The following is a 20,042-nucleotide window of genomic DNA, read 5'->3' as shown; positions in this document are numbered from 1 at the left end:
CCCCAAGCATGGCGCTGGCCGCGTGCGCCTCACGCGACAAGCGCGAAGATTCTGCCGCTCGATGGTGCCTGCTGCGGTTGTCCGTGGAACCGGTGAACGCCGACCGAGAACAGCACGTCGGACGGTGCGTGAAAGGCCTCCTCGGCGAAGCCGGCGGCGGCGAACCAGCCGCGTACAGCCGGGGTGAGATCGGGATCGCGGCGCGTCCTGGTCCAGATCACCGTTGCCTCGGAAGCGCACAGCCGGGGCAGAGCATCGATCGTCGCTCGCACGTCGCTCTCGCTGAGGTTGCCCAACACCCCCGCGAGGACGACCAGATCAGCAGGGGCGGCCGTGCCGTACGCGGCGAAGTCGCCCGCATCGGCTTGGGTGACGGTGAACCCCGTGAGCTTGGCGGCAGCGATGCCCATGCGGGCTGCTGCCACGTTGCGTGCGTCGTACTCGATCAACTCCGCGCGTACCCGATAAGCGTCCGACCTCGGCGCAACGGCGCCGATCAGGTCATGCCCTTGTCCCGCGCACACGCTGACGGCCCGGAGCGAGGAGTCCGACCGATGGCCAAGCCAGTCGTTGATGTGCTGCTGAACGAGCCGAAGCCGCCGCGACAACGGCGATGTGTCGTCGCCGTAGGGCAGGTGCCAGTCGTGCCAGTCCCTCGTGGCGGTCACCGAAGCCATACTGCCATCCGGTGGGCGAGCCGCGTTCTCCGGCACCAATACACGCCCACCCTCAACGCTATGCCCATCCCGCCATCCGGAGTTCCACGCCCTTCAACGGGACCCGACAAACGGAGTGGCGCCTCGACGATGAGTAGCGGCTCCCGACCGGCAATCCCACAACCCCGCCCAACCGAGAAGGCAAATGCGCTGGCAGCCCCGGGTTGGCTAGCTGAGGGTGAGTGACGATGAAGAAGTCCCGGTGACGATCGGGCCGTCAGCGGCGATCGAAAGCAACAACTGCCACGCTTGGCGTTGCGGTGTCTGCCCGGATGACAAAGGGCTGCCGGGAGTGGCAACGCGGGAACCCCGACCGGTACACGTGAAGCCCGGAAGGATCCGGGCTTCACGCATTGCTCATTGCAGCACTAGCGCTTGAGGGGTGTTAGCGGGAGGGCCTTTACTGCAATCAACTTATAGGATGTGGACGATCTCGGTTTGTCCCTCGCGGGTCTCCAGCTTGAGTCGCCCGCCCCCGCGTTCGAGCAATTCAAGTACGAGATTGTAAACGACCAAGGCTCTATTTATCGTGTCGGTCTTGGTGTCTCGCGTCTTCTCGCAAGCCTGGTCCAGGGCTTCCACGGCGCGGGGCGTTAGATTGACCGTTACGCGAACCAGCGAGCTGCCAGCGCCTCCACTGCCACCGCCGCCGCCAGTGTCGGCCGGGCGGTCACCCTTGGGGTCTCCAGGCTGCTCCGTCTCGGCTTGTCTTCGGCTTTGGCTGGATCGGCTATTCACGTCCACTCCTCTCGGATGGTCAGGGGTCGTGAGCTGAGGTTCCAGTCCCGCCCCTGGCCCGCCCAGCACACTTCCCGTCTTAACCACGGCGTACTCCTTCTCCTCTAGGCGCAGGCCTGGGCTAGCACCCTTGGCAAACCGCAAGGACGGCAACCTCCTGCTCGCCACTGCGGTGCGGTAAGCACTCAAAAGGCTCATAGCCCCACTCATGCCTGCCTGACGACCGCCTCAACAGTCATACAACGTATGCATCGCTTGCGGCTGTTCCAGCGTCTCACACTGTCACAGTCTGGACTAGGTGCCAACCAGTCGCGGCACGATAGCAGCCAAATGCGAAGATCGCGAGATACAGCCGTCATGCTCGCAAGACTGCCTACCTCGGCTCGGCGCGGCCTCCCACCGACAGTCACTGTGCAGTGTTGTCCATGTCACTTGGGGGTAACGACCCTACGTCCATGTGGCAATGGGGGACGTTACCCTCAGTGTTGTATCCGTTACCACCAAGCATAGTGTCGGGTCTGCGACTCTCCACCGCTTCCGTGCGACTGATCGTCGTCAGTACGCTCATGCAGACAAAAGTGGGAGTGATGCTGGCGGTGAGGATGTGATCCTTGGTGCTAGGGTGACTGGCCGTAGCCCTGCTGGGTCTACGCGTAGAGGTGGAAAGGGCTGTGGCGGGGGAGTAGCCCTATCAACAGGCGAAAGGTGTACAGGGGCATGACGAGTCCCACCCAGCCTGAGCGTCAGGTCGACGTCGACCTGACGCAGCAGGGATACCCGGAGAGCGAGCCGACGGCGAGGGGGCAGACCGAAGACATCGAGGCCGAGGCTGAAATCGAGGCCGAGGCTGAGATCAAGGCTGGAATCTTCCAGGGAAGGGTGCGGCTCCGGGACGGAGCCGGCCGGACCTCCGCGAGCTTCTCCCACCTCGTGGACGCACTTGTGGTGCTGATCTGGCCCGCAGGCGCGGCACTCATTCTGCTGCTAGTTGGTGCGCCAGGGCCTGTCAAAGCGTGGGGGCCGCCCGTGGTCTTCATCCTCGCCCTGATCGTGTTCGTATCGCGGATGTGGCTGACCGGGAGGGAGCGCCGAAGGAAGTAGTGGCGGGGCCGGCGGGGCCGAGGCGGGGCGGCCCGCCGCCCTGCCCGTCCGGGAGCGATCCCCAACGGGTGGGGGCAGGAGACGGCAGCGAGCCCGTGGAGGCGGATCGCCGGTCGAGTTGACAGTCGACGACCAATCGACATCGGCCACGGGTCGGGTCGGGTTTCCTAGGATCCAACCCCCAGATGACCTGCCGGCCCCCCCGGTCCACGACCAACCCTCCCCTCACCACGGTCGAGGCATGCCAGGTCACCGGTATATCCATACAACTGGGCGATGAGCGGTTTGACCCCCCTGGCCGCTCTTTCCACATCTTCGTCGAAGTTGGAAATAATGCGATCAATCTCGCTCGCACACGCAAAAGCCTGGCGCATGAATTTTGTCTTCGACCGCGATCTTGATCCAGGCACACCAGCGAAAACGATTGAATCCGAGCAGAGCTGCCAAAACCAACTCTTGCCAACACCAGCATTGATGTACTCGATTGCGTCGTCGCGATTATCGAAAGACGGCATCATGTCATGACAGTGGCGGCAAAGCGGAACTAGATTTAATGCCTCCATTGAGCCACCGAGCGCATGATCGTGCAGGTGAGCCCTTTCGAGCCACCCGCTCGCAGAGTTCCATACATCATCCAGCTCCGGAAGGGTGTCATCGACGGCTGCAAGCCATCCACACCTGAAGCAGAACGGTTCACCCCAACCAATCACCACTGAATACAAGTCAGGGGAAACCGTTCGATACTCCCACATCCAGCACTGGGCAATTCGATAGAGCGCGGGAGTGCCACGTCGCGGTCGAGCCACTCCTCCACCTCCTCAGTCACGTCCGAACCGGACACCTCGCTATTACAATCGGGCGGGGACCATATTCGATGGTTATGACATCGTCGAAAGCACCAGGCAACTGGCTCGCATCTTGTTGTCGCGGACCGAAGACGAGCCGGGCGAGGCGCACGTGGTTGGGCGTCGGTGGGCTGTGGCGGCCAGCAGAACCGGCATAGCGCGCTAGTTGACGGGGTCAGTGGGCGCTGATTGCTGGCTGAGGGTCAAGGAGTCTGTGGCTTTGGCGACACGTCGGGCACAGTCACATGGAAAGCCGCCGCCGGCTCGCCAGGTCGCCATCCCTCAGCCAGAGCCCTGCGGACGACTGCCGCGACCGTCGACGGAAGTACCGGAACGGGCGGGCCGCCGAACCAGTTGCTCGGATGGTTTTGAGGCATGCTGACCAGCAGCACGCTTCCCTTGCGGTCGGCTTGCTCGATGGCGAAGGTGAGTGGTCGCTCGCAGAGCGCCTGGTCGTAGGTCGGCTTCCCACGTACTCGCCACCGGTAGACGATGCCGTCGACAGTGATGAGCCTTGAGCCCTTCCTGGTCAATGCCATGCCGATCCCCCTCGCGGTTGATTGTGGGGCCCCGTCAGGAGGGTGAGGCGGTCGGAGCCGACGCCGGGTCGTAGTTGGCGTCGGATCGGAACAAGACGACGCCGCTCGCCGAGTCCAGCAAGTATGAGACTGACACGGACGAGCCTTCCTCGCCGTCGCTCCAATCCAGGCCGGTCCCACCACGCCACTCCGGTTCGGCGGGCAGCCAGGACGACAGCCGCGGGTGTGGTGCGACGTCGTCGGGGATGTCCACGTCCAGGGCTGTCGTCAACTCGGTCAGCCTGGCAATGTCGGCCTGCGCAACCCGGACCGCGCCCTCACGCACCAGGAAGAGGTCGCCAACGTTGAAGTCGCAGCGGCCGTTCTCTGTCCACTCCCACCAGTGGACCTCCAGGACCCGACCCAGCGGTTGCAGCTCCGACTCGATCGGCGCGGCCTCGGTGTGCACGGATGCGTCGACAGTCGCCTCCGGCTTCGGGCAGCTGAACGGCACAGAACAGCCGCCCTGGGACATCGACAGTGCGCCCAGGGCAAGAATGCCCACCACGCGGCGCCTCACGTCACCACCAGGACGAGCACTGTGGGTAGCGAGGGGCCGATCATCCGACCGATGGTACGACTTGGCATGACGCCGGTGGTCGAGGAGTTGCCCGATCGCGAGCCGGGCAGCGTTACGGGTCGCCGTTGCTTTGGCCTCGCACAGCTCGTCGGCGGCATCCGCCTTGATCAGGTCTCTGAGCTGGCCACGCTCGGTGGTCGATCTCTGAGCCGATCGGTATCCCGGAGCGCCGCGAGTCCATCAACCGATCAGCGCTTCCGTGATCTGCCGGGTGGTCTGTGCGGCCACCCGCGCATCGGAGGCGGCGTACGAGCAGTAGGCGTTCAGGCCGGTAGCGACTGCCCATCCGCGCCCCCTTGCCCACGTCGGGTCGTCCACGCCGAGCGCGGCGCGGAAGACGGCACGCGTGGCGCGCGACATCAGAGTGAAGGCGATGGTCATGTCCCGTGCCGGATCGCCGACACCGAGTCCACCGAAGTCGATCACGGCGCTGACCCGGCCGTTCACGGTCAGAATGTTGCCCGTGTGGAAGTCGCCGTGGAACCAGACCGGTGGGCGATTCCAGCCGGGTGCGCTCAGCGCAGTCTCCCAGACCGACATCAAGGCCGCCGCGTCGAAGACCCCGGCAACCTTGGCGATCGCGGTACGTGTGTCGTCGTCTCGAGCAGCCAACTCCCGCCCGTCACCCTGCGGCGCTTCCCGGGCCGGGAACCGCTGAAGTGCGCTGAGAAAACCGGCCAGCGCGACGGCGGCCTCCCGCGACTGCCCCAGCGAGTCTGAGGTTGCCACCTCGCCGTCAAGCCATTGCGAGACCGCCCAGGGCCACGGATACCCGAAGTCCGGTCGACCCACCACGACCGGTTGCGGGATGGCCAGCGGTAGGTGCGGGGCCAACTGTGGCAGCCACCGATACTCCTTCTCGGCCTGACTGACGGCACCGGTGTGCCGGGGCAACCGGACCGCGAGGTCCTCCCCGAGCCGATGGATGACGTGGTCGGACCCGCCTGGCTCAACCAGGTGCAACGGCAGCCCGGCCCATTGTGGGAACTGCGTTTCGATCAACCGTTCGACAAGCACGCGGTCGATTCGAGGTCGGACAATCACCAGGGAAGGCTCCTACCGGGAGAAGAGTCATGACCAGGACAACTCACGATTGATTACCTGTACGTTCCTCGCAGGCCTGCATCAGGTGCGTGTAGACCCGGAGAGTGAAGCCGGGATCAGCATGCCTGAGGTCCGCCGGGACCGCTTCCCGGGTTCCGGGTGAAGGTCCATCACCCGCACCTGCCACACCCGCTGGCCGGTCAGCTTGTCCTTCGCTGGAGAGCGCCGGCCGGTCTTCTCGTCGTAGTCCTCCACCTCGCCCAGCGACTCGGGCACCAACGCGCACCCCGCCGGGAACACGTCCTCACAACGCACGGCGAACCTCGTACCGCCACGCAGAGCCATTGCTCAACCTCCTGATCTCACCTGACTATCCTGACTAGCCAGGCGGTATGGATCAAAGGTAGGCCGGCTTGGCTAGTCACGTCAACACAATCTGGGGAGCTTTCCTAGCCTGGCTAGTCAGCGGTACTCTCCGTGCATGAGTCTTGACCCCGACGACCCCCGCACCCCGTCACAACAGATCGCCGCCGCACTCCGCGCCGAGATCAAGACGGGCAAGTTCGCCCCCGGCGAGAAACTGCCCTCACAACACGACCTCGTCGAACGCTTCAGCGTCGCTCGCGAGACGATCAAGGCCGCCCTGCGCAAGCTTCAAGAGGAACGCCTGATCGTCACGCGCCAGGGCAGCGGCACCTTCGTCCGCGCCAACACCGAACGCCCCGTCGGACTACGCCCCCACGTCGAACGCGCCTTCGAGGCACCCAACGTCACCATCGACTTCGCCGGCTTCTCCGGAGAGACGCTCTACAACGCGATCCAGGAGACGTTGGACAGGGTCCGCATCGGCCGACTCACCCCGGAGTCGATCCGGCTAAGGGTGCTGATCTCCGACATGACCGCACCGATGGCGATCCCCTGCCGCGCCGAGGACCAGGCCGACGACCCCGCCATCCGCGCCCGCGCCCGCCGCATCACCGACCGGTCCATCCATGCCGTCACCGACGCCGTCCAGGAACTTGCCGACCTGGGCTTGGTCAAGACCGCCACCGCCGAGGTACGCGTCCACAACGCCGCGCCCCTGTTCAAGCTGTTCATCATCAACGAACAGGAAGCCTTCTTCGGCTTCTACCCCGTGGTCGAGCACACCGTCTCCATCGAGGGCAAGCCGGTGGCGATCTACGACGCGATGGGCAAGGACGCGATCCTGTTCCCGTTCACGCCCAGCGACGACGACAACTCGAACGACGCCCTCTACGTCGAGCAGGCCCGCGCCTGGTTCGACAGCATGTGGGGCACCATTTCGCGCGAGTACGCCTCGTGAGCCCCACCGCCCTGACCGAGATCATCGGTCGCGCCCGCGTCGTGCTGCTCGACTTCGACGGCCCGGTATGCAGGGTCTTCGCCCAGCACTCCGCATCGACTGTCGCCCACGAGTTGCGCCGGCTGCTCGTCGACCAGGCCGTCACCCTGCCGCCGGCGATACTGGCTGAACGTGATCCGCTGGCTGTCCTACGGTTCACCGCCACACTGGGTCGGCCCGCCGTCGTCCGCCTGGTCGACGAAGCGCTGTCCCGCGAGGAGGTCACCGCGGCCCGCACCGCCGAGCCCACCCCGTACGGGCGTGAGGTCATCGTTGCCGCCCAGCAGACCGGCCGACGAGTGGCGATGGTGTCGAACAACTCCGCCGCCTCGGTTCACACCTACCTGAACGTGCGCCGGCTGACCAGCTACATCCATCCGGTCATCGGCCGACCCACCGCCGACCCGCGACGGATGAAGCCCGACCCCGCCTCAGTCCTGGACGCCATCCGGGAACTCCGCGCCGACCCAGCCGGCTGTGTCTTCGTCGGAGATTCCCCCAGTGACATCGAAGCCGCCCACGCCGCCGGGGTCGCCGCCATCGGGTACGCCAACAAGCCCGGCAAACGCGAACGACTGGCCGCCGCAGACGTGGTCATCGACAGCATGGCCGACCTGGTGGCCGCCTTCGCCGTGAACGAGTTGTAGAGCAGGACGACGCTACGAACCGGCCTCGGTCACGTCCTGGGCCGTGACGTAGGTACCGCGTTGCGGCATGGTCACGACCAACCCGCGCTCGCGCAGTAGTGCCACCGCAGCGCGGACCGTGCCGCGACTGACACCGAACTCCTGCCGAAGCTGTGTCTCGCTCGGCAGGGTCTGACCCGACACCAACTTGCCCGCCTCGATCCGCTTAGTCAGCAGGTCGGCGAGCTGCACATACAACGGCGTTGGCGACAACGGATTGACCACACCCCCCAACCTAGAAACGACCTGTACGCCCTGATCGTGCGGTACGTCCTGGACGTTCTAGACGTCATGCTTTTGGGGCTGGGGGTCCAACCAGCGGAGGCGCTGATGTTCATCCGGCTCAGGAAGTGGCTCGGACTGCCCACCCCGACACCTCAGCTCGACCGAACTGGACCAGCCACGGTCTACCCCGACCGAGCCGGAGCCGCACCCCCACCACGACAGGCACGCCAACCCGGCTGGAACGAACCCACCAGCCAGCACACGAGCGTCGCCCCAATGACGACCCTCGGTGCCGAGTGGCGATCGTCGGCAGACCGGAGGCCCCTGTGACCCGCCGAGTACCCTTGCTCGTCCAGCGTGCCGCCTGCTGCCTCGACTACCACCGGCGCAACAAGTGCTGGAGATGCACGGACACCGGCTTCTGCCCCATGGCCGTCATCGCACGCTCCCGCATCTGGACCTGGCGCCGATACCGCGCACTCAACGGACGATGGCGGTAACCCTGCCCAAGGCCGGGGATGTCGTACATCTGACCCGAGCCGCAAGCGTCCAGTTCATCAACCCCATCATGTTCCGAGTCATCCGCGTACTCGACTGGGTCACCTACGACCACTGGGTTTGGCTCGACGGCTACCAGCTCGACCGCAAGGGAGAAGCCGTCGCGCGACGAACCCTCTTCGTGCAGAGGGCAGGACTGCGACTCATGCGGGTCGACCGGACGGATCGCCCCTCCCCGCCGAACACCTGACTCATGCAACCATCCCGACTTGAGTCCGAAATTTGATCAAACCGTCTCGCCGAGATGTTGCCGGAGGTAGCCGCTGAGAAAAGGGCATCCCGAGCTGTCGAGTGCATCCCACAGGCTCTTCGATCCTGGGATTTGCCCCGCGAGACGGATCTTTGTTGCCTGTGACGCCCTACGGGAACCCGGAAGATCACTTCCGCACACCAGGAAGTGTTCGTGATTGCGCTTCCTAGCATCGTATGACACTGTCTTCGTGTGGCAGATCTCGACTCCCAGCCAAAGTCAATCCAATCGATCTACTCTTGGTACAGCGAAGGCAAGCTTTTTGTAAATCGGCGCTATCAACGGAAGCTAGTATGGAGTCAGATAGAAAAGAAAAAGCTTGTAGAGTCTATTCTCAAAAAGTTCCCCGTTCCAGCCATCCTCTTGGCAGAAAGGCCGGGAGGGACCTATGAAGTAATTGATGGGTTGCAGCGCCTTCACACTATCGTCTCATTCATTGAGAACTCGTTCGAGACCCTGGATGAGAAATTTTTTGACGTATCTCGCTTTCCGACAGCCAAGGAACGGGCCGATAACGCATGCTTTACGGTCGCGGAGGGTGGCGATTATCTCGGAGCATCGGCGGTCACCGCCTACTTAGACTACACACTCGCGATTACAGTGATGCGTGGCGCCACCGAGTCTGAAATCGACGACGTTTTCGCTCGGATTAACACATATGGCCACAGACTCAGCGACCAAGAGCGGCGACAAGCTGGAACCCAAAGCAAGTTCTCACAACTCGTACGAGAAATCGCTTGCGAAATTAGGGGAGACGCCTCAGAGAACACCTTAGAGTTATCCTCTATGCCCTCTATCAGCATCGACCTTCCCAAAGTGAAACACGGATACTCGATCACGGCCGAGAACGTATTCTGGGTCAAACAGGGGATTCTAACCTCGACCGATTTGCGTGATTCGCTGGATGAACAATGCCTGGCAGACATTTCTGCGTGCATCCTTGGCGGGCGCATTATTGCCCGCTCAAAGGAAGCTTTGGACGGCATTTACGATGCTGACGTACATATAAAGAGTTACAGCGATGGCCACAGCAGGAGGGTTGATGACGCCAAGAGAATTGATGACGCTCTGACTGTTTACGGAGCTGATCGGTTCAAAGCGGAACTTAAGCAATGCATTGACGAGATCGAAAAGATAACGCAGGCAGGGAAATCGAAAAGGCTTCGACTACTCCTCTTTGCAGGGACGAACACCAACTCTTTCCCAGCAGCTTTCGCGACTCTAGTAATAGCCTTTCATGAGGCTATTATTCAGGGGCGCAAGAAAATATCGGATCATGAACTTGCACAGACGTCCCTTTCGGGCTTAAGTAAGCGCATTGTGACGCACCGGGGGGCTACCACCCCAACTGAGCGGCGGAAGAACATAGACTCGATCAAGTCGCTTATTGCCGGATGCCTTGTAGACAACGACCCGCCAGAGAATCGAGGAACGCACTCGACCTTTGACATCGACAGTGCCATCGTTAGATCGACGCCTGAACTTCCGTTCTACGAGCTGAAACAAGGCATAATTCACATGGACGGATCCGGGAAAATCAATCAGGAGGTCTTTCCGGCGGTGATCAATACCATCTGCGCGATAGCCAACAATGGCAAAGATCGAGAAGGTAAGATAATCATCGGCGTTGCCGATAAAGCAAGCGCAGCTCAGCGAGTCCGCCAGCTTTACGGAGTTGAGCCCATAGAGGTGGGCAAACGCTTTGTGGTTGGCATTAATCGCGAGGCAGCGGCACTAAACGAAAATGTCGATGCATATCTAGCTCGATGGAAGAAAGAGATTAAGAACTCGAAGCTGAGCCAACCCCTTAAAGACGAAGTGCTATCTTCGATCGACTTCAACGAATATTATGGCTTAGGAGTAATCGTCATCACAGTACCCCGCCAGAAAATGATCTCCTTTGTTGGTGAAGATGCTTATTGGCGTGAGGGCGACTCCACCGAAAAGGCGGCCGGCTCGGTAAAAGTCTCGGAATTGACCATGCGTTTCGTCTAGCACCTTGCATCTACGACCTACGACTACATCGCCCGGCACGTTAGAGCGAATTCTAGGATGGGCACAGGCAAGCACGGTTACGGCCAGTCCAACAGGTCTAGCAATAGCCCTACACACATCAGAACCAGTCTACGTTGCCGAACTGTTCTCTTATAGATCAAGGCACCGCGCTCCGCGCGGTGCGGGGCGGCAAGCCCGGCCGGCGGCAAGCCGCCCCGGCCGCCTACGGCGCCGGGGCGGTGAGCCACCGACAGCCGCCGGGACACCGCCCCACAGTCGGATCTCAGCTCAGCGCAAGTTCGTCTGGGAAGCGCTCGTGAAGCGCGGCGACCACATGCCGCAGGCAGTAATCGAGGCTGTGGCCGTCGGCCCTTATCGCCGCACCATCGAGCCGCTGACCCGAGATCACCACGGTCCAGGGCTTGCGCTCCCGCTCGCCGTCAATCTTGACCAGCCCGACCAGACCCATCTCCCCCAGGTGCTCCAGCAGCTCCGGCACGCACTCATCCCACCTCATCCACGAATGGGACCACCAAGACCGCTACGGAAGCCAGCGGGGTCGGCCTGGTCGTGCGTCGGGGCTTCCGTCTGCCGCGCCAGTCCAACCCCGGGACTGGCTTGCCACCGGATCACCGGGTCACGGCACCAGCTCCACCACCAGGACGTGCCCGACCCTCCCCACAGCCGCCGGCCCCAGCCGGAACGGTCGGGCGTGGGCAGGGAGACGGCCCACGGCGGCCCAGCCAGCCCGACCCGAGAAGAGGTCAACTGAGCCAAGAATCAGGGCGTCTCCAGGGCGTCAGGGCGTGCTCAGGGCGTCAAACGCCGCCCAATGTTGACCATGAACGACCATCGACGCCCGAACATAGAACCAGCTCAGAGCCTTGATCGGGCCTCTGAGCTGGTGGGCGACGGACGAGTCGACCTGTACGCCGGATTCTGTGCGCGACGCGTACCCCAAAGGGGTCTGCGCCGGCGGCGGCCATCCATCTCGGCCTGCCGTTGCCGGCAGGCTCCAGCGGCCTACCCGCAGACATCGGGCGGGCAGCCCTCAAGCGTCTGCGCCGGGTCGTCATCTTGCGGTGACGGCCCTTGCTTGGCCTTGCTCCGGGTGGGGTTTACCGAGCCACCCCGGTCACCCGGGGTGCTGGTGGGCTCTTACCCCACCGTTTCACCCTTACCGTCCCCGTTGGGGTCGGCGGTCTGTTTTCTGTGGCACTGTCCCGCGGGTCGCCCCGGGTTGCCGTTAACAACCACCCTGCCCTGTGGAGTCCGGACGTTCCTCGGCGGCGGGCCGAAGCCCGCCGACGCGACCGCCCGGTCGACTCGTCCGTCGCGCTCCCATCCTAACGACGTGCTGGGGGCGCCCCGTTCCGCCCCGGCTCGGCTCGGCCGATGACGATGGCGGACCGACGCGACCGGCAGACGGAGCCCGATCGACGCGGCGGGCGGCGCTGGCGGACCGGCACGGCCTTCGACGAGGGCGGCGCGCGGTGCCCGAGGCTGGATCGTGCGCGGCGGCCTGCTACCGGATTATCCGAGGGCCCCCAGGCGCGTCGTCCACGACGCCACGTCGGCGACCGTGGCGTTGCCACCGCAGAGCACGAGACCCAACCGGGCATCGTCACCCACCCGCTCCCGTACCCGGCGGGCGGCCGGCAGGAGGCATCCGGCGGCCGGCTCCGCCCAGACCTTCGCATGCTCGGCCAGCTCCACAGTCCCCCGCACCGCCTCGGCGTCGGAGACCACGAGCACGTCGCTGACCAGGGCAGTCACGTGATCGTAGGTGAGTTGCGAGACGGTCGGCGCGCTGAGCGTGGTGACGATCGACGACAGCGGCACCTCGACCGGTCCACCCTTGGCCAGGGCCTGCGACATCGCCTGCGCGCCCTCGGTCTCCACGCCCCAGACCCGTACCCCCGGCCGGCGTGCCCGCAGCGCCGCGGCCACCCCGGAGATCAGCGCCCCGCCGCCGACGCTGACCAGCACGTCGGTCAACTCACCGGCGTCGTCGGCGAACTCCAATCCGACAGTGCCCTGCCCGGCGAGCACCACCGGGTCGTCGAACGGGTGCAGCAGGGTCAGGCCGTCCTCCCGCAGTCGGGACATGAGCGCGAACGCGGCGGACATGCCGTCGGTCAGCTGGACGTCGGCACCGGCCGCGCGGGCCACCTCGACGGCACGCGCCGGCGCGGTCCGGGGCATCACCACTGTCGCCGCCACGCCCAGGGCGCCGGCCATCACCGCGACCGCGATGCCGTGGTTGCCGCCGCTGACCGCCACCACGCCGGCCGCCCGTTCGGCGTCGTCCAGGACGAGCAGCTTCGCCGCCGCGCCACGTGCTTTGAACGACCCGGTACGTTGCAGCAACTCCAGCTTGGCGCTGACGGGCACACCGAGTAGCTCGGACAGGCCGGGGCTGGACACGGTGGGCGTGTGGACCACGTGGCCGGCGATCCGGTCGGCGGCCGCCTCGATGTCTGCGAGCTCGATCATCACCGAAGCCTGCCACAGCAGCGGCACGGGCCAGCCCGCGGATCAGGAGCAGCCGTCAGCGATACCGGGTCAGCAGCTCCGCCCGAAGGTCGACACCGGTGGCGATGTACGCGTCATAGACGTCCCCGAGCCGCAGCGCGGTGAAGTCTTCCAGCTGGTATTCGGAGATCAACGAGAACATGACCTTGCCCTTCGGTACCCAATACTGTTCGAGGGAGGCCACCGCGACCCGGCTGACGTGATAGATCTCCACGCCCGCGCTGACGAACCGGTTGGCCACCTCCTCGAACGGCACCTGGGACGGGACGCTCCCGTACCGGCTGCCGATCGCCGTGGGGACGAAGTCGTCGAACCGGTGCGACTGCCAGGGGTTGACCTTGACGCAGTCAGGTTCCGGCTCGACCAGGGCGACTTCCAGCAGTCCACGATTCGCCACGCAGGCGGCTACCTGAGCGTGTACGCGGTCAGCGGGCATGCTCTGCTCGCCGTGATCGGGCAGGACAGCATCAACGTGGCCCGGCTGCACCTGCGGGCACCGGCGACCACCGAGTGCCTGGCCGACCTGCTGAACGAAGTCACGCCGACCAGCCATTGACGTTCGGTGTCGGGGCGCGGGCGACTGGCCAGCCGACTGCGCGGGGGTCCGGTCGGCCGGGCTAGCCTCGTGGGGCTATGGATCTCTCCCACGCGGCGCTGCTGCTCGCCGCCGGTCTCACCGCTGGCACTGTCAACGCGGTGGCCGGTGGTGGTTCCCTCATCACTTTCCCAGCGATGATCGCTGTCGGGTTGCCCCCGGTTCCGGCGAACGTCAGCAACTCCATCGCGGTGTTCCCCGGCTACCTGGCCAGCGTGGCGGGCAGCCGGATGGACCTCCCGCGCCCCCGCGCCCTGGCCACGCTGGTGCCCACCACGGTCGTCGGCACGATTCTCGGCGCACTGCTGCTGCTGGCCACCCCGGCCCGCGCGTTCGAGCTGGTCGTACCCTTTCTGGTCCTCGGCGCGACAGCGGTCCTGGCGTTCCAGGACCCGCTGCGCCGGCTGGTCGGTCACCCCCGGGACCTGTCGCCACGCCGGCGGACGGTCACGGTGCAGACGATGGTCGCGCTTGGCTCGGTGTACGGCGGTTACTTCGGTGCGGCGCTCGGGGTGATGCTGGTCGCCGGTCTGGCCCTGGTGCTGGACGCGACCCTGGCACGGGTGAGCGCGATCAAGAACCTGCTCTCCGCGGTGGTGGGGTTGACCACGCTCGTGGTGTTCGCCCTGTTCGGTCCGGTGAACTGGGCGGCGGTCGCGGTGGTCGCGCCGGCCACCCTCCTTGGGGGGTACGCGGGCGCGCGGCTCGTCCGCCGGCTGCCGCCGGTGGTGCTCAAGACGGTGATCGTGGTGTTCGGCACGACGATCGGCCTCTACCTGCTCTGGCGCGCCCTGAGCTGACCGTGCCCGTGCCACCACTCAAGATCCGCGCAACTTCACCGAAACTGCTGCCTCAACCGACGCCGAGGCAGCAGTTTCCCCGCAGGTGCGCGGATCTTGGACAGGGCCGGCGACGGTGGCGCGGGGGCGCGGCACAGCGCGGGTTAGTAGGCCTCGCCTACCGGCTCCTCGACGGCGTTCTCGGCATCCGCGGCGGTGCGGTTCGACCGGGACCACAGCACCCGCTCGCCGTAGCCGGACGCCATCACGTGCGCGAAGGCCAGGTAGACGAGCACGCCGACGGCGAGGACCCCGAAGCCGACCCAGAACGGCAGGGCCAGCGAGTGCTCGGCGAGCTTGCCGGAGATGATCGGTGCCGGCGCGGCGGCGCCCCAGCGGACCAGGTTGAACGCTCCGGTGGCGACCCGACGGTCACTGGAGCCGAGGCCGAGCGCCAGGTCGGTGAGGTTGGCGTTGGCCAGCCCCATGCAGAGGCCGGCGAGCACCAGCACCACGAGCGCCTCGGCGGTGGACTGCGAGGTGGCGAAGAGGACCATGCAGACCAGTAGGCCGGTGATGGCGACACCGACGGTCTGCACACCGCCGATGCGGTGGGCGAGCCGGTGGCCGACGACCAGGATGCCGGCGGCCAGGCCGAGGCCCCAGCCGGTGAACGCGAGCCCCAGCGGCACGATGTCCAGGCCGAGGAAGAGCGGCGTGTAGCCGAGCACCACGAAGAACACGAAGTTGTACGCGGCGGTCACCACGCAGAGGGCGATGAACGCCGGTCGGCGGTAGGTGGCGAAGATCTGGCCGACGCGTACCGGGGCCTGCCGGTTGGTGGGTTCGCGGAGTCTGCGGGAGGCCACGCCGAGGGCGAGGACCATGAAGACGCCGCAGACGAGGAACGGCAGCCGCCAGCTGACCTGGCCGAGCAGTCCGCCGATCAGCGGTCCGACGGCGAACCCGAGGCCGAGGGCGGTCTCGAAGAGGCCGACCACCCACTCCCGGTCGACGGCCAGGTTGACGAGCACCACCATGGCGGTGGCGAAGAACATCGCGTTGCCCAGCCCCCAGACTCCGCGCAGCACGGACAGTTGCACGATGTTGTCGCTGAACGAGGCCAGGATCGCGGCGAGGCCGACCACGGAGACGCCGGTGATGAGCACCGGCTTGAAGCCGAACCGGCCGCTAGCCAGCGTCGCCGGGATCATGCCCAGGGCCATGACCGCGATGTACGCGGTGAACAGCAACTCGACCTGCCAGGCACTGACGCCGATCGCCTCGCCGATGGCCGGCAGGATCGGGTCGACGACGGCGATGCCGGCGATGGCGAGGAAGGCCACCAGTGTGGTGGCGTAGATGGCACTGCGGTTCGGTTCGGAACGCCGGTCCACTCCGACTCCTCAGATAGCTGTATCGTGCAGGTACTTATCCTGTATCATACAGCTATGAGCGACGACGACGAGAGCACCCTCGGCCGGATCGAGACCGAGGTGGCCCTGCTGATGCGCTTCGGCGAGGCCACCCGGCGGGCCACCGGCACCGCCGAGCACCGGGTGCTCGACCGCGCGGCGTACGTCATCCTGCGTCACCTGGCCGACGCCGGCCCGCAGAACGTCTCGGCCCTCGCCGCCCGGCTCAACCTGGACGGCTCGACGGTGACCCGGCAGGTCTCCGCGCTGCAACGCGACGGCCTGATCAGCCGCACCCCGGATCCTTCCGACGGCCGGGGCACTGTCATCTCCCCCACCACCGCCGGCCTCCAACGGATGGCCGCCGTGCAGGCCGCACGCACCCGGCTCTACGGCGACATGCTGGCCGACTGGACCACCGAGGACCGCGCCACCCTGGCAACCCTGCTGGGCCGCCTCAACCAGGCCCTGATAAACCGCAACCGCCCCCGCTGATCCCCTGATCCACCCCCCACCCCACCCCACCCCGCCGAGCCCCAGCCCAGCCCCGCCCCGCCCTGCCCTGCCCTGCCCCGTCGATCTTGCAGTTATGGTGGGGGACAAACGGTCTGAATCACCACCTGCCGGGCACCACAACTGCAAGATCGACGCGGGAGACGCCGGGCGCGGGAGACACGGGGCGCGGGAGACACGGGGCGCGGGGACACGGGGCGCGGGGACACGGGGCGCGGGGACACGGGGCGCGGGGACACGTGCGCCCGGGCACCGACCCACGTCGGCGCCCGGGCGTAGGTGCCTGGGGTCAGGCGACCGGCTCGCGGGCCGAGTCGGCGTCGCGGTCCGGGCCCGGGGTGATGCGGGGGTCGCCCTCGTCGGCGAAGTAGTCGTCAGGTGTGGTGCCGTCGACTCCCTCGTCCACCTTGGCAGCCCGCAACGCCAGCGTCACCAGCGCCGCGACGGCCAGGTTGACCAGGACCGCCACGATGCCGACGTAGATCGTCTTGGTGGTGTCGAACCCGAACTCCGACAGCGGGAACGCCGAACCACCGAAGTGCTTCTTCGTCGGGCTGGCCACCTGGTAGAGCATCCACATGCCCAGGCCCATGCCGGCCACCCAGCCGACGATCAGGCCGGTGCGGTGGAACCAGCGGGTGTAGAGGCCGAGCGCCACCGCCGGCAGCGTCTGAAGGATGATCACGCCGCCGATCAGCTGGAGATCGATGGAGAACTGCGGGTCGAGGAACACGATGCAGGCCACCGCGCCGACCTTCACCACCAGCGAGGTGATCTTCGAGACGTTAGCCTCCTGGGCCGGGGAGGCGTCCCGCTTCAGGTACTCCTTGTAGATGTTGCGGGTGAACAGGTTCGCCGCCGCGATCGACATGATCGCCGCGGGCACCAGGGCACCGATGCCGATCGCGGCGTACGCCACACCGGCGAACCAGTCCGGGAACTGCTGGTCGAACAGCAGCGGCACGATGGTGTTGTTGTCGACGGTGCCGGCCGAAGCGCCGGGCAGCGGCTTCACCCCCGCCGCGATGGCCATGTAACCGAGCAGCGCGATCAGCCCGAGCAGCAGGCTGTACGCCGGCAGCGCCGACATGTTCCGCTTGATCACGTCGCGGTTCCTGCTGGCCAGCACACCGGTGATGCTGTGCGGGTAGAGGAAGAGCGCCAACGCCGAGCCGAGCGCCAGCGTCACGTACTGAAGTTGGTTGTTGCCGTTGAGCAGGATGCCGTCGTTCGGGTTGGGTGAGGCGTCGAACTTCGCGTCCGCGGCGGCGAAGATGTCACCCCAGCCGCCCAGCTTGTAGGGCAGGTAGACGACCGCCACCAGGATGACGATGTAGATCAGGCTGTCCTTGACGAACGCGATGAGCGCGGGCGCGCGCAGCCCCGACTGGTACGTGTACGCGGCCAGGATGGCGAACGCGATGATGATCGGCAGGTGCCGGGCCAGCGCGTTGTCGCCGGTGACGCCCATCGTCTTGAGGACCGACTCGATGCCGATCAGCTGCAACGCGATGTACGGCATGGTGGCCACGATGCCGGTGATGGCGATCAGCAGGGCCAGCACCGGCGAGTCGAACCGGTTGCGGACGAAGTCGGCCGGCGTGACGAACCCGTGCCGGTGCGACACCGACCAGAGGCGCACCAGCACCAGGAAGACCAGCGGGTAGATGACGATGGTGTACGGCACGGCGAAGAACCCGGCCGCGCCGGCACCGAACATCAACGCCGGCACGGCCACGAAGGTGTACGCGGTGTAGAGGTCACCGCCGACCAGGAACCAGGTGATCCAGCCGCCGAAGCTGCGACCGCCCAACCCCCACTCGTCCAGATGCGCCATGTCCTTCGGTGCCCGCCACCGGGCGGCCACGAAGCCCATCGCGCTGACCAGGAGGAACAGCAGCGAGAAGACGATGATCTCGGTGAGATGGTCGCGCCACATCAGCGGCCTCCCCGCTTCTTTGTCATCTGGTAGACCAACGTGGTGGTGCCGACGCCGAGCAGGATGAAGGCCAGTTGCAGCCAGTAGAAGCGCGGGAAGCCGAAGACCCGAGGCGAGTCGCCGTTGAAGAAGGCCGGGATCAGCGGTACGACGATGGGAATGAAGAGCAACCAGTTCCAGGGGCTGTGGTCCTTCGCCCTGGTTGGCGCCGTGGTGGGCGCCTCCGGTTCGGGTGCAGCCATCTGACACACCTCCGGGGAGTCGAAGATCTCGATGTGACGGGCCGGAGGCTACGGCTTCGCGCGGACCGTCAAACGGTCCGGCCGGCGAGTCGTGCGCCGAGCGGCGAGCACGGTGCGCCGAATGACGCGCACGCCCAGCAGGGCAGCGAGGAACGCCGCCGTCGGGGCGAGGCGGGCCGGTGGGCCCGACCGCCGCCGATCAGAGCGCGGCGAGGTGGGCGGTGTCGTTGACCGTGCGGACTGCCACGCCGCCGTCGGGCCACATGTCGAGCACCGAGATGCCGGCCGCGTCAAGGAAGAGCCGGTGCAGGAACCCGTCGCCGGCCGCGAGGGCGTCGCGCAGCATCAGCTTGATCGGCGAGACGTGCGAGACCACCACCACGGTCTCCCCGGGGTACGCGGTGAGCAGCCCGGCTGTCACGCGGTGGGCGCGTTCGGCGACGTGGGTGAACGACTCTCCGTCCGGCGGGGCGATGCGAGGTGAGGCGAGCCAGGCGTCCATCTCCCCCGGCCACTGCTGACGCACCTCGGCGAAGGTGCGCCCCTCCCACGCGCCGAAGTCGCACTCGATCAGGTCGTCCTCGGTGCGCACCGGCACGTCACCGCCGAGTGCGGCGGCGATCGCCGCCGCGGTGGCCGTACACCGGGACAGCGGTGAGCTGAGCACGGCCGCGACGGACGGGGCCAGCGCGGCCACCCGGGCGCCGGTCGCCCCGGCCTGGGCCCGGCCGCGCTCGGACAGGGGCACGTCGCCCCGGCCGGAGTAGCGCCGCTGCTCGGTGTACTCGGTCTCGCCGTGGCGGACCAGGATCAGCCGGGTGGCGGTGAAGGTCGGCCGTGGCTCCCACGAGGCCGGCACGGTCGCCGGGTCGCTGCCGGTCGCGGATGTCGCCGGCGGTTGGCCCGTCGTCCGGGCCGAGGTGGGACGGCCGGCGGCGGCGTCCATGGCGGCGTTGGCGAGCGCGTCGGCGTGCCGGTTCTCATCGCGCGGAATCCAGGTGAACCGGACGGCGGTGAACCGGCCCACCAACCCGGCGGCCTGGGCGGCGAGGGGCCGCAGGCCGGGGTGCTTGATCTGCCACCGGCCGCACATCTGCTCGACCACCAGTTTGGAGTCCATCCGGACGTCCACCTCGGCGGCGCCCAGCTCGGCGGCGGCGGTCAGGCCGGCGATCAGCCCCTGGTACTCGGCGACGTTGTTTGTCGTCGTACCCAGCGACTCGGAGCGCTCGGCGAGCACCTCGCCGGTCTCCGGGTCGAGCACCACCGCGCCGTAGCCGGCGGGGCCGGGGTTGCCCCGGGACCCACCGTCGGCCTCGACGGCGACCACGCGCGGCGCCACGAC

The 20,042-nt window shown here is 66.3% G+C and carries 21 protein-coding genes, 1 other RNA gene and 1 pseudogene; 9 read left to right on the top strand and 14 right to left on the bottom strand.

Annotated elements, in window-relative coordinates; genetic code table 11:
• Positions 1 to 29 precede the first annotated feature (29 nt).
• Complete coding sequence (locus AB0A95_RS00980) at positions 30 to 668, bottom strand: SAM-dependent methyltransferase (protein ID WP_357553530.1); 639 nt, start codon at positions 666 to 668, stop codon at positions 30 to 32.
• A gap of 1,503 nt (positions 669 to 2,171) precedes the next feature.
• Between AB0A95_RS00980 and AB0A95_RS00975 the strand changes: the two genes are divergently transcribed.
• Positions 2,172 to 2,555: a hypothetical protein gene (locus tag AB0A95_RS00975; protein ID WP_357553529.1), complete on the top strand. Its 384-nt coding sequence runs from the start codon at positions 2,172 to 2,174 to the stop codon at positions 2,553 to 2,555.
• A 276-nt stretch (positions 2,556 to 2,831) separates the two neighbouring features.
• Positions 2,832 to 3,080, top strand: coding sequence for a hypothetical protein (locus tag AB0A95_RS00970; RefSeq protein ID WP_357553528.1), 249 nt, complete (start codon positions 2,832 to 2,834; stop codon positions 3,078 to 3,080).
• A 523-nt stretch (positions 3,081 to 3,603) separates the two neighbouring features.
• Here the strand turns inward: AB0A95_RS00970 and AB0A95_RS00965 are convergent.
• The 4 genes and pseudogenes from AB0A95_RS00965 to AB0A95_RS00950 all read right to left on the bottom strand — a co-directional run.
• A complete protein-coding gene (locus AB0A95_RS00965) occupies positions 3,604 to 3,939 on the bottom strand; it encodes a hypothetical protein (RefSeq protein ID WP_357553527.1) in 336 nt (111 codons plus the stop codon).
• A gap of 34 nt (positions 3,940 to 3,973) precedes the next feature.
• Positions 3,974 to 4,483 carry a hypothetical protein gene (locus AB0A95_RS00960; RefSeq protein WP_357553526.1) on the bottom strand — a complete coding sequence of 170 codons (510 nt, stop codon included), beginning with the start codon at positions 4,481 to 4,483 and terminating at the stop codon, positions 3,974 to 3,976.
• 255 nt (positions 4,484 to 4,738) lie between these two features.
• The gene (locus AB0A95_RS00955) at positions 4,739 to 5,602 is read right to left on the bottom strand and encodes an aminoglycoside phosphotransferase family protein (protein WP_357553525.1); all 864 of its coding nucleotides are present in this window, start codon (positions 5,600 to 5,602) and stop codon (positions 4,739 to 4,741) included.
• A 126-nt stretch (positions 5,603 to 5,728) separates the two neighbouring features.
• Positions 5,729 to 5,947 (bottom strand): annotated as a pseudogene (locus AB0A95_RS00950) (transcriptional regulator); the annotation flags it as partial.
• Positions 5,948 to 6,083: 136 nt separating this feature from the next.
• Between AB0A95_RS00950 and AB0A95_RS00945 the strand changes: the two are divergent.
• Both AB0A95_RS00945 and AB0A95_RS00940 read left to right on the top strand, forming a co-directional pair.
• Entirely contained in the window at positions 6,084 to 6,926 is an 843-nt protein-coding gene (locus tag AB0A95_RS00945; protein ID WP_357553524.1) for a GntR family transcriptional regulator, read from the top strand.
• Positions 6,923 to 7,612, top strand: a complete 690-nt coding sequence (locus tag AB0A95_RS00940) for an HAD-IA family hydrolase (RefSeq protein ID WP_357553523.1) — start codon at positions 6,923 to 6,925, stop codon at positions 7,610 to 7,612. Before AB0A95_RS00945 ends, AB0A95_RS00940 begins: the two co-directional genes overlap by 4 nt.
• Positions 7,613 to 7,624: 12 nt before the next feature.
• Here the strand turns inward: AB0A95_RS00940 and AB0A95_RS00935 are convergent, their stop codons facing one another.
• A complete protein-coding gene (locus tag AB0A95_RS00935) occupies positions 7,625 to 7,876 on the bottom strand; it encodes a winged helix-turn-helix domain-containing protein (RefSeq protein WP_357553522.1) in 252 nt (83 codons plus the stop codon).
• Positions 7,877 to 8,366: 490 nt separating this feature from the next.
• Here AB0A95_RS00935 and AB0A95_RS00930 point away from each other — a divergent pair, with 490 nt between their 5' ends.
• Together AB0A95_RS00930 and AB0A95_RS00925 are read left to right on the top strand one after the other, a co-directional pair.
• Positions 8,367 to 8,624 carry a hypothetical protein gene (locus AB0A95_RS00930; protein WP_357553521.1) on the top strand — a complete coding sequence of 86 codons (258 nt, stop codon included), beginning with the start codon at positions 8,367 to 8,369 and terminating at the stop codon, positions 8,622 to 8,624.
• Positions 8,625 to 8,876: 252 nt separating this feature from the next.
• Positions 8,877 to 10,679 (top strand): DUF262 domain-containing protein, encoded by a 1,803-nt coding sequence (locus AB0A95_RS00925; RefSeq protein WP_357553520.1) that lies wholly within the window; start codon positions 8,877 to 8,879, stop codon positions 10,677 to 10,679.
• A gap of 283 nt (positions 10,680 to 10,962) precedes the next feature.
• On the opposite strand, the gene AB0A95_RS00920 is transcribed toward AB0A95_RS00925, so the two are convergent.
• The 4 genes from AB0A95_RS00920 to AB0A95_RS00905 form a co-directional block, all read right to left on the bottom strand.
• A complete protein-coding gene (locus AB0A95_RS00920) occupies positions 10,963 to 11,178 on the bottom strand; it encodes a hypothetical protein (protein WP_357553519.1) in 216 nt (71 codons plus the stop codon).
• Between the two features lie 413 nt (positions 11,179 to 11,591).
• Positions 11,592 to 12,008: RNase P RNA component class A (rnpB, locus tag AB0A95_RS00915), an RNA gene on the bottom strand.
• A gap of 204 nt (positions 12,009 to 12,212) precedes the next feature.
• Positions 12,213 to 13,175, bottom strand: a complete 963-nt coding sequence (locus tag AB0A95_RS00910) for a threonine/serine dehydratase (protein ID WP_357553518.1) — start codon at positions 13,173 to 13,175, stop codon at positions 12,213 to 12,215.
• Positions 13,176 to 13,230: 55 nt separating this feature from the next.
• Entirely contained in the window at positions 13,231 to 13,611 is a 381-nt protein-coding gene (locus AB0A95_RS00905; protein WP_357553517.1) for a hypothetical protein, read from the bottom strand.
• Between the two features lie 18 nt (positions 13,612 to 13,629).
• On the opposite strand from AB0A95_RS00905, the gene AB0A95_RS00900 reads away from it, so the two are divergent.
• Both AB0A95_RS00900 and AB0A95_RS00895 read left to right on the top strand, forming a co-directional pair.
• Positions 13,630 to 13,770, top strand: coding sequence for a hypothetical protein (locus tag AB0A95_RS00900; protein ID WP_357553516.1), 141 nt, complete (start codon positions 13,630 to 13,632; stop codon positions 13,768 to 13,770).
• A gap of 77 nt (positions 13,771 to 13,847) precedes the next feature.
• Positions 13,848 to 14,609: a sulfite exporter TauE/SafE family protein gene (locus AB0A95_RS00895; protein ID WP_357553515.1), complete on the top strand. Its 762-nt coding sequence runs from the start codon at positions 13,848 to 13,850 to the stop codon at positions 14,607 to 14,609.
• A 143-nt stretch (positions 14,610 to 14,752) separates the two neighbouring features.
• Here the strand turns inward: AB0A95_RS00895 and AB0A95_RS00890 are convergent, their stop codons facing one another.
• The gene (locus AB0A95_RS00890; RefSeq protein WP_357553514.1) at positions 14,753 to 15,985 is read right to left on the bottom strand and encodes an MFS transporter; all 1,233 of its coding nucleotides are present in this window, start codon (positions 15,983 to 15,985) and stop codon (positions 14,753 to 14,755) included.
• Between the two features lie 54 nt (positions 15,986 to 16,039).
• Between AB0A95_RS00890 and AB0A95_RS00885 the strand changes: the two genes are divergently transcribed.
• On the top strand, positions 16,040 to 16,498 hold the full coding sequence (locus AB0A95_RS00885; RefSeq protein ID WP_357553513.1) for a MarR family transcriptional regulator: 459 nt from the start codon (positions 16,040 to 16,042) through the stop codon (positions 16,496 to 16,498).
• A 307-nt stretch (positions 16,499 to 16,805) separates the two neighbouring features.
• On the opposite strand, the gene mctP is transcribed toward AB0A95_RS00885, so the two are convergent.
• From mctP to AB0A95_RS00870, 3 genes are all read right to left on the bottom strand, one after another.
• Positions 16,806 to 18,455: a monocarboxylate uptake permease MctP gene (gene mctP, locus AB0A95_RS00880; RefSeq protein ID WP_357553512.1), complete on the bottom strand. Its 1,650-nt coding sequence runs from the start codon at positions 18,453 to 18,455 to the stop codon at positions 16,806 to 16,808.
• Positions 18,455 to 18,697, bottom strand: coding sequence for a DUF3311 domain-containing protein (locus tag AB0A95_RS00875; RefSeq protein WP_238661636.1), 243 nt, complete (start codon positions 18,695 to 18,697; stop codon positions 18,455 to 18,457). The genes mctP and AB0A95_RS00875 overlap by 1 nt, the downstream gene beginning before the upstream one ends.
• Before the next feature lie 199 nt (positions 18,698 to 18,896).
• Positions 18,897 to 20,039, bottom strand: a complete 1,143-nt coding sequence (locus tag AB0A95_RS00870) for a bifunctional RNase H/acid phosphatase (protein ID WP_357553511.1) — start codon at positions 20,037 to 20,039, stop codon at positions 18,897 to 18,899.
• Positions 20,040 to 20,042 lie beyond the last annotated feature (3 nt).

The organism is Micromonospora sp. NPDC049230 (assembly GCF_040647875.1).
In the GTDB taxonomy this organism is placed as follows: Bacteria; Actinomycetota; Actinomycetes; order Mycobacteriales; family Micromonosporaceae; genus Micromonospora.
Note: the sequence above shows the minus strand (reverse complement) of the source record. Positions and strands in the feature narration are given on the sequence as shown.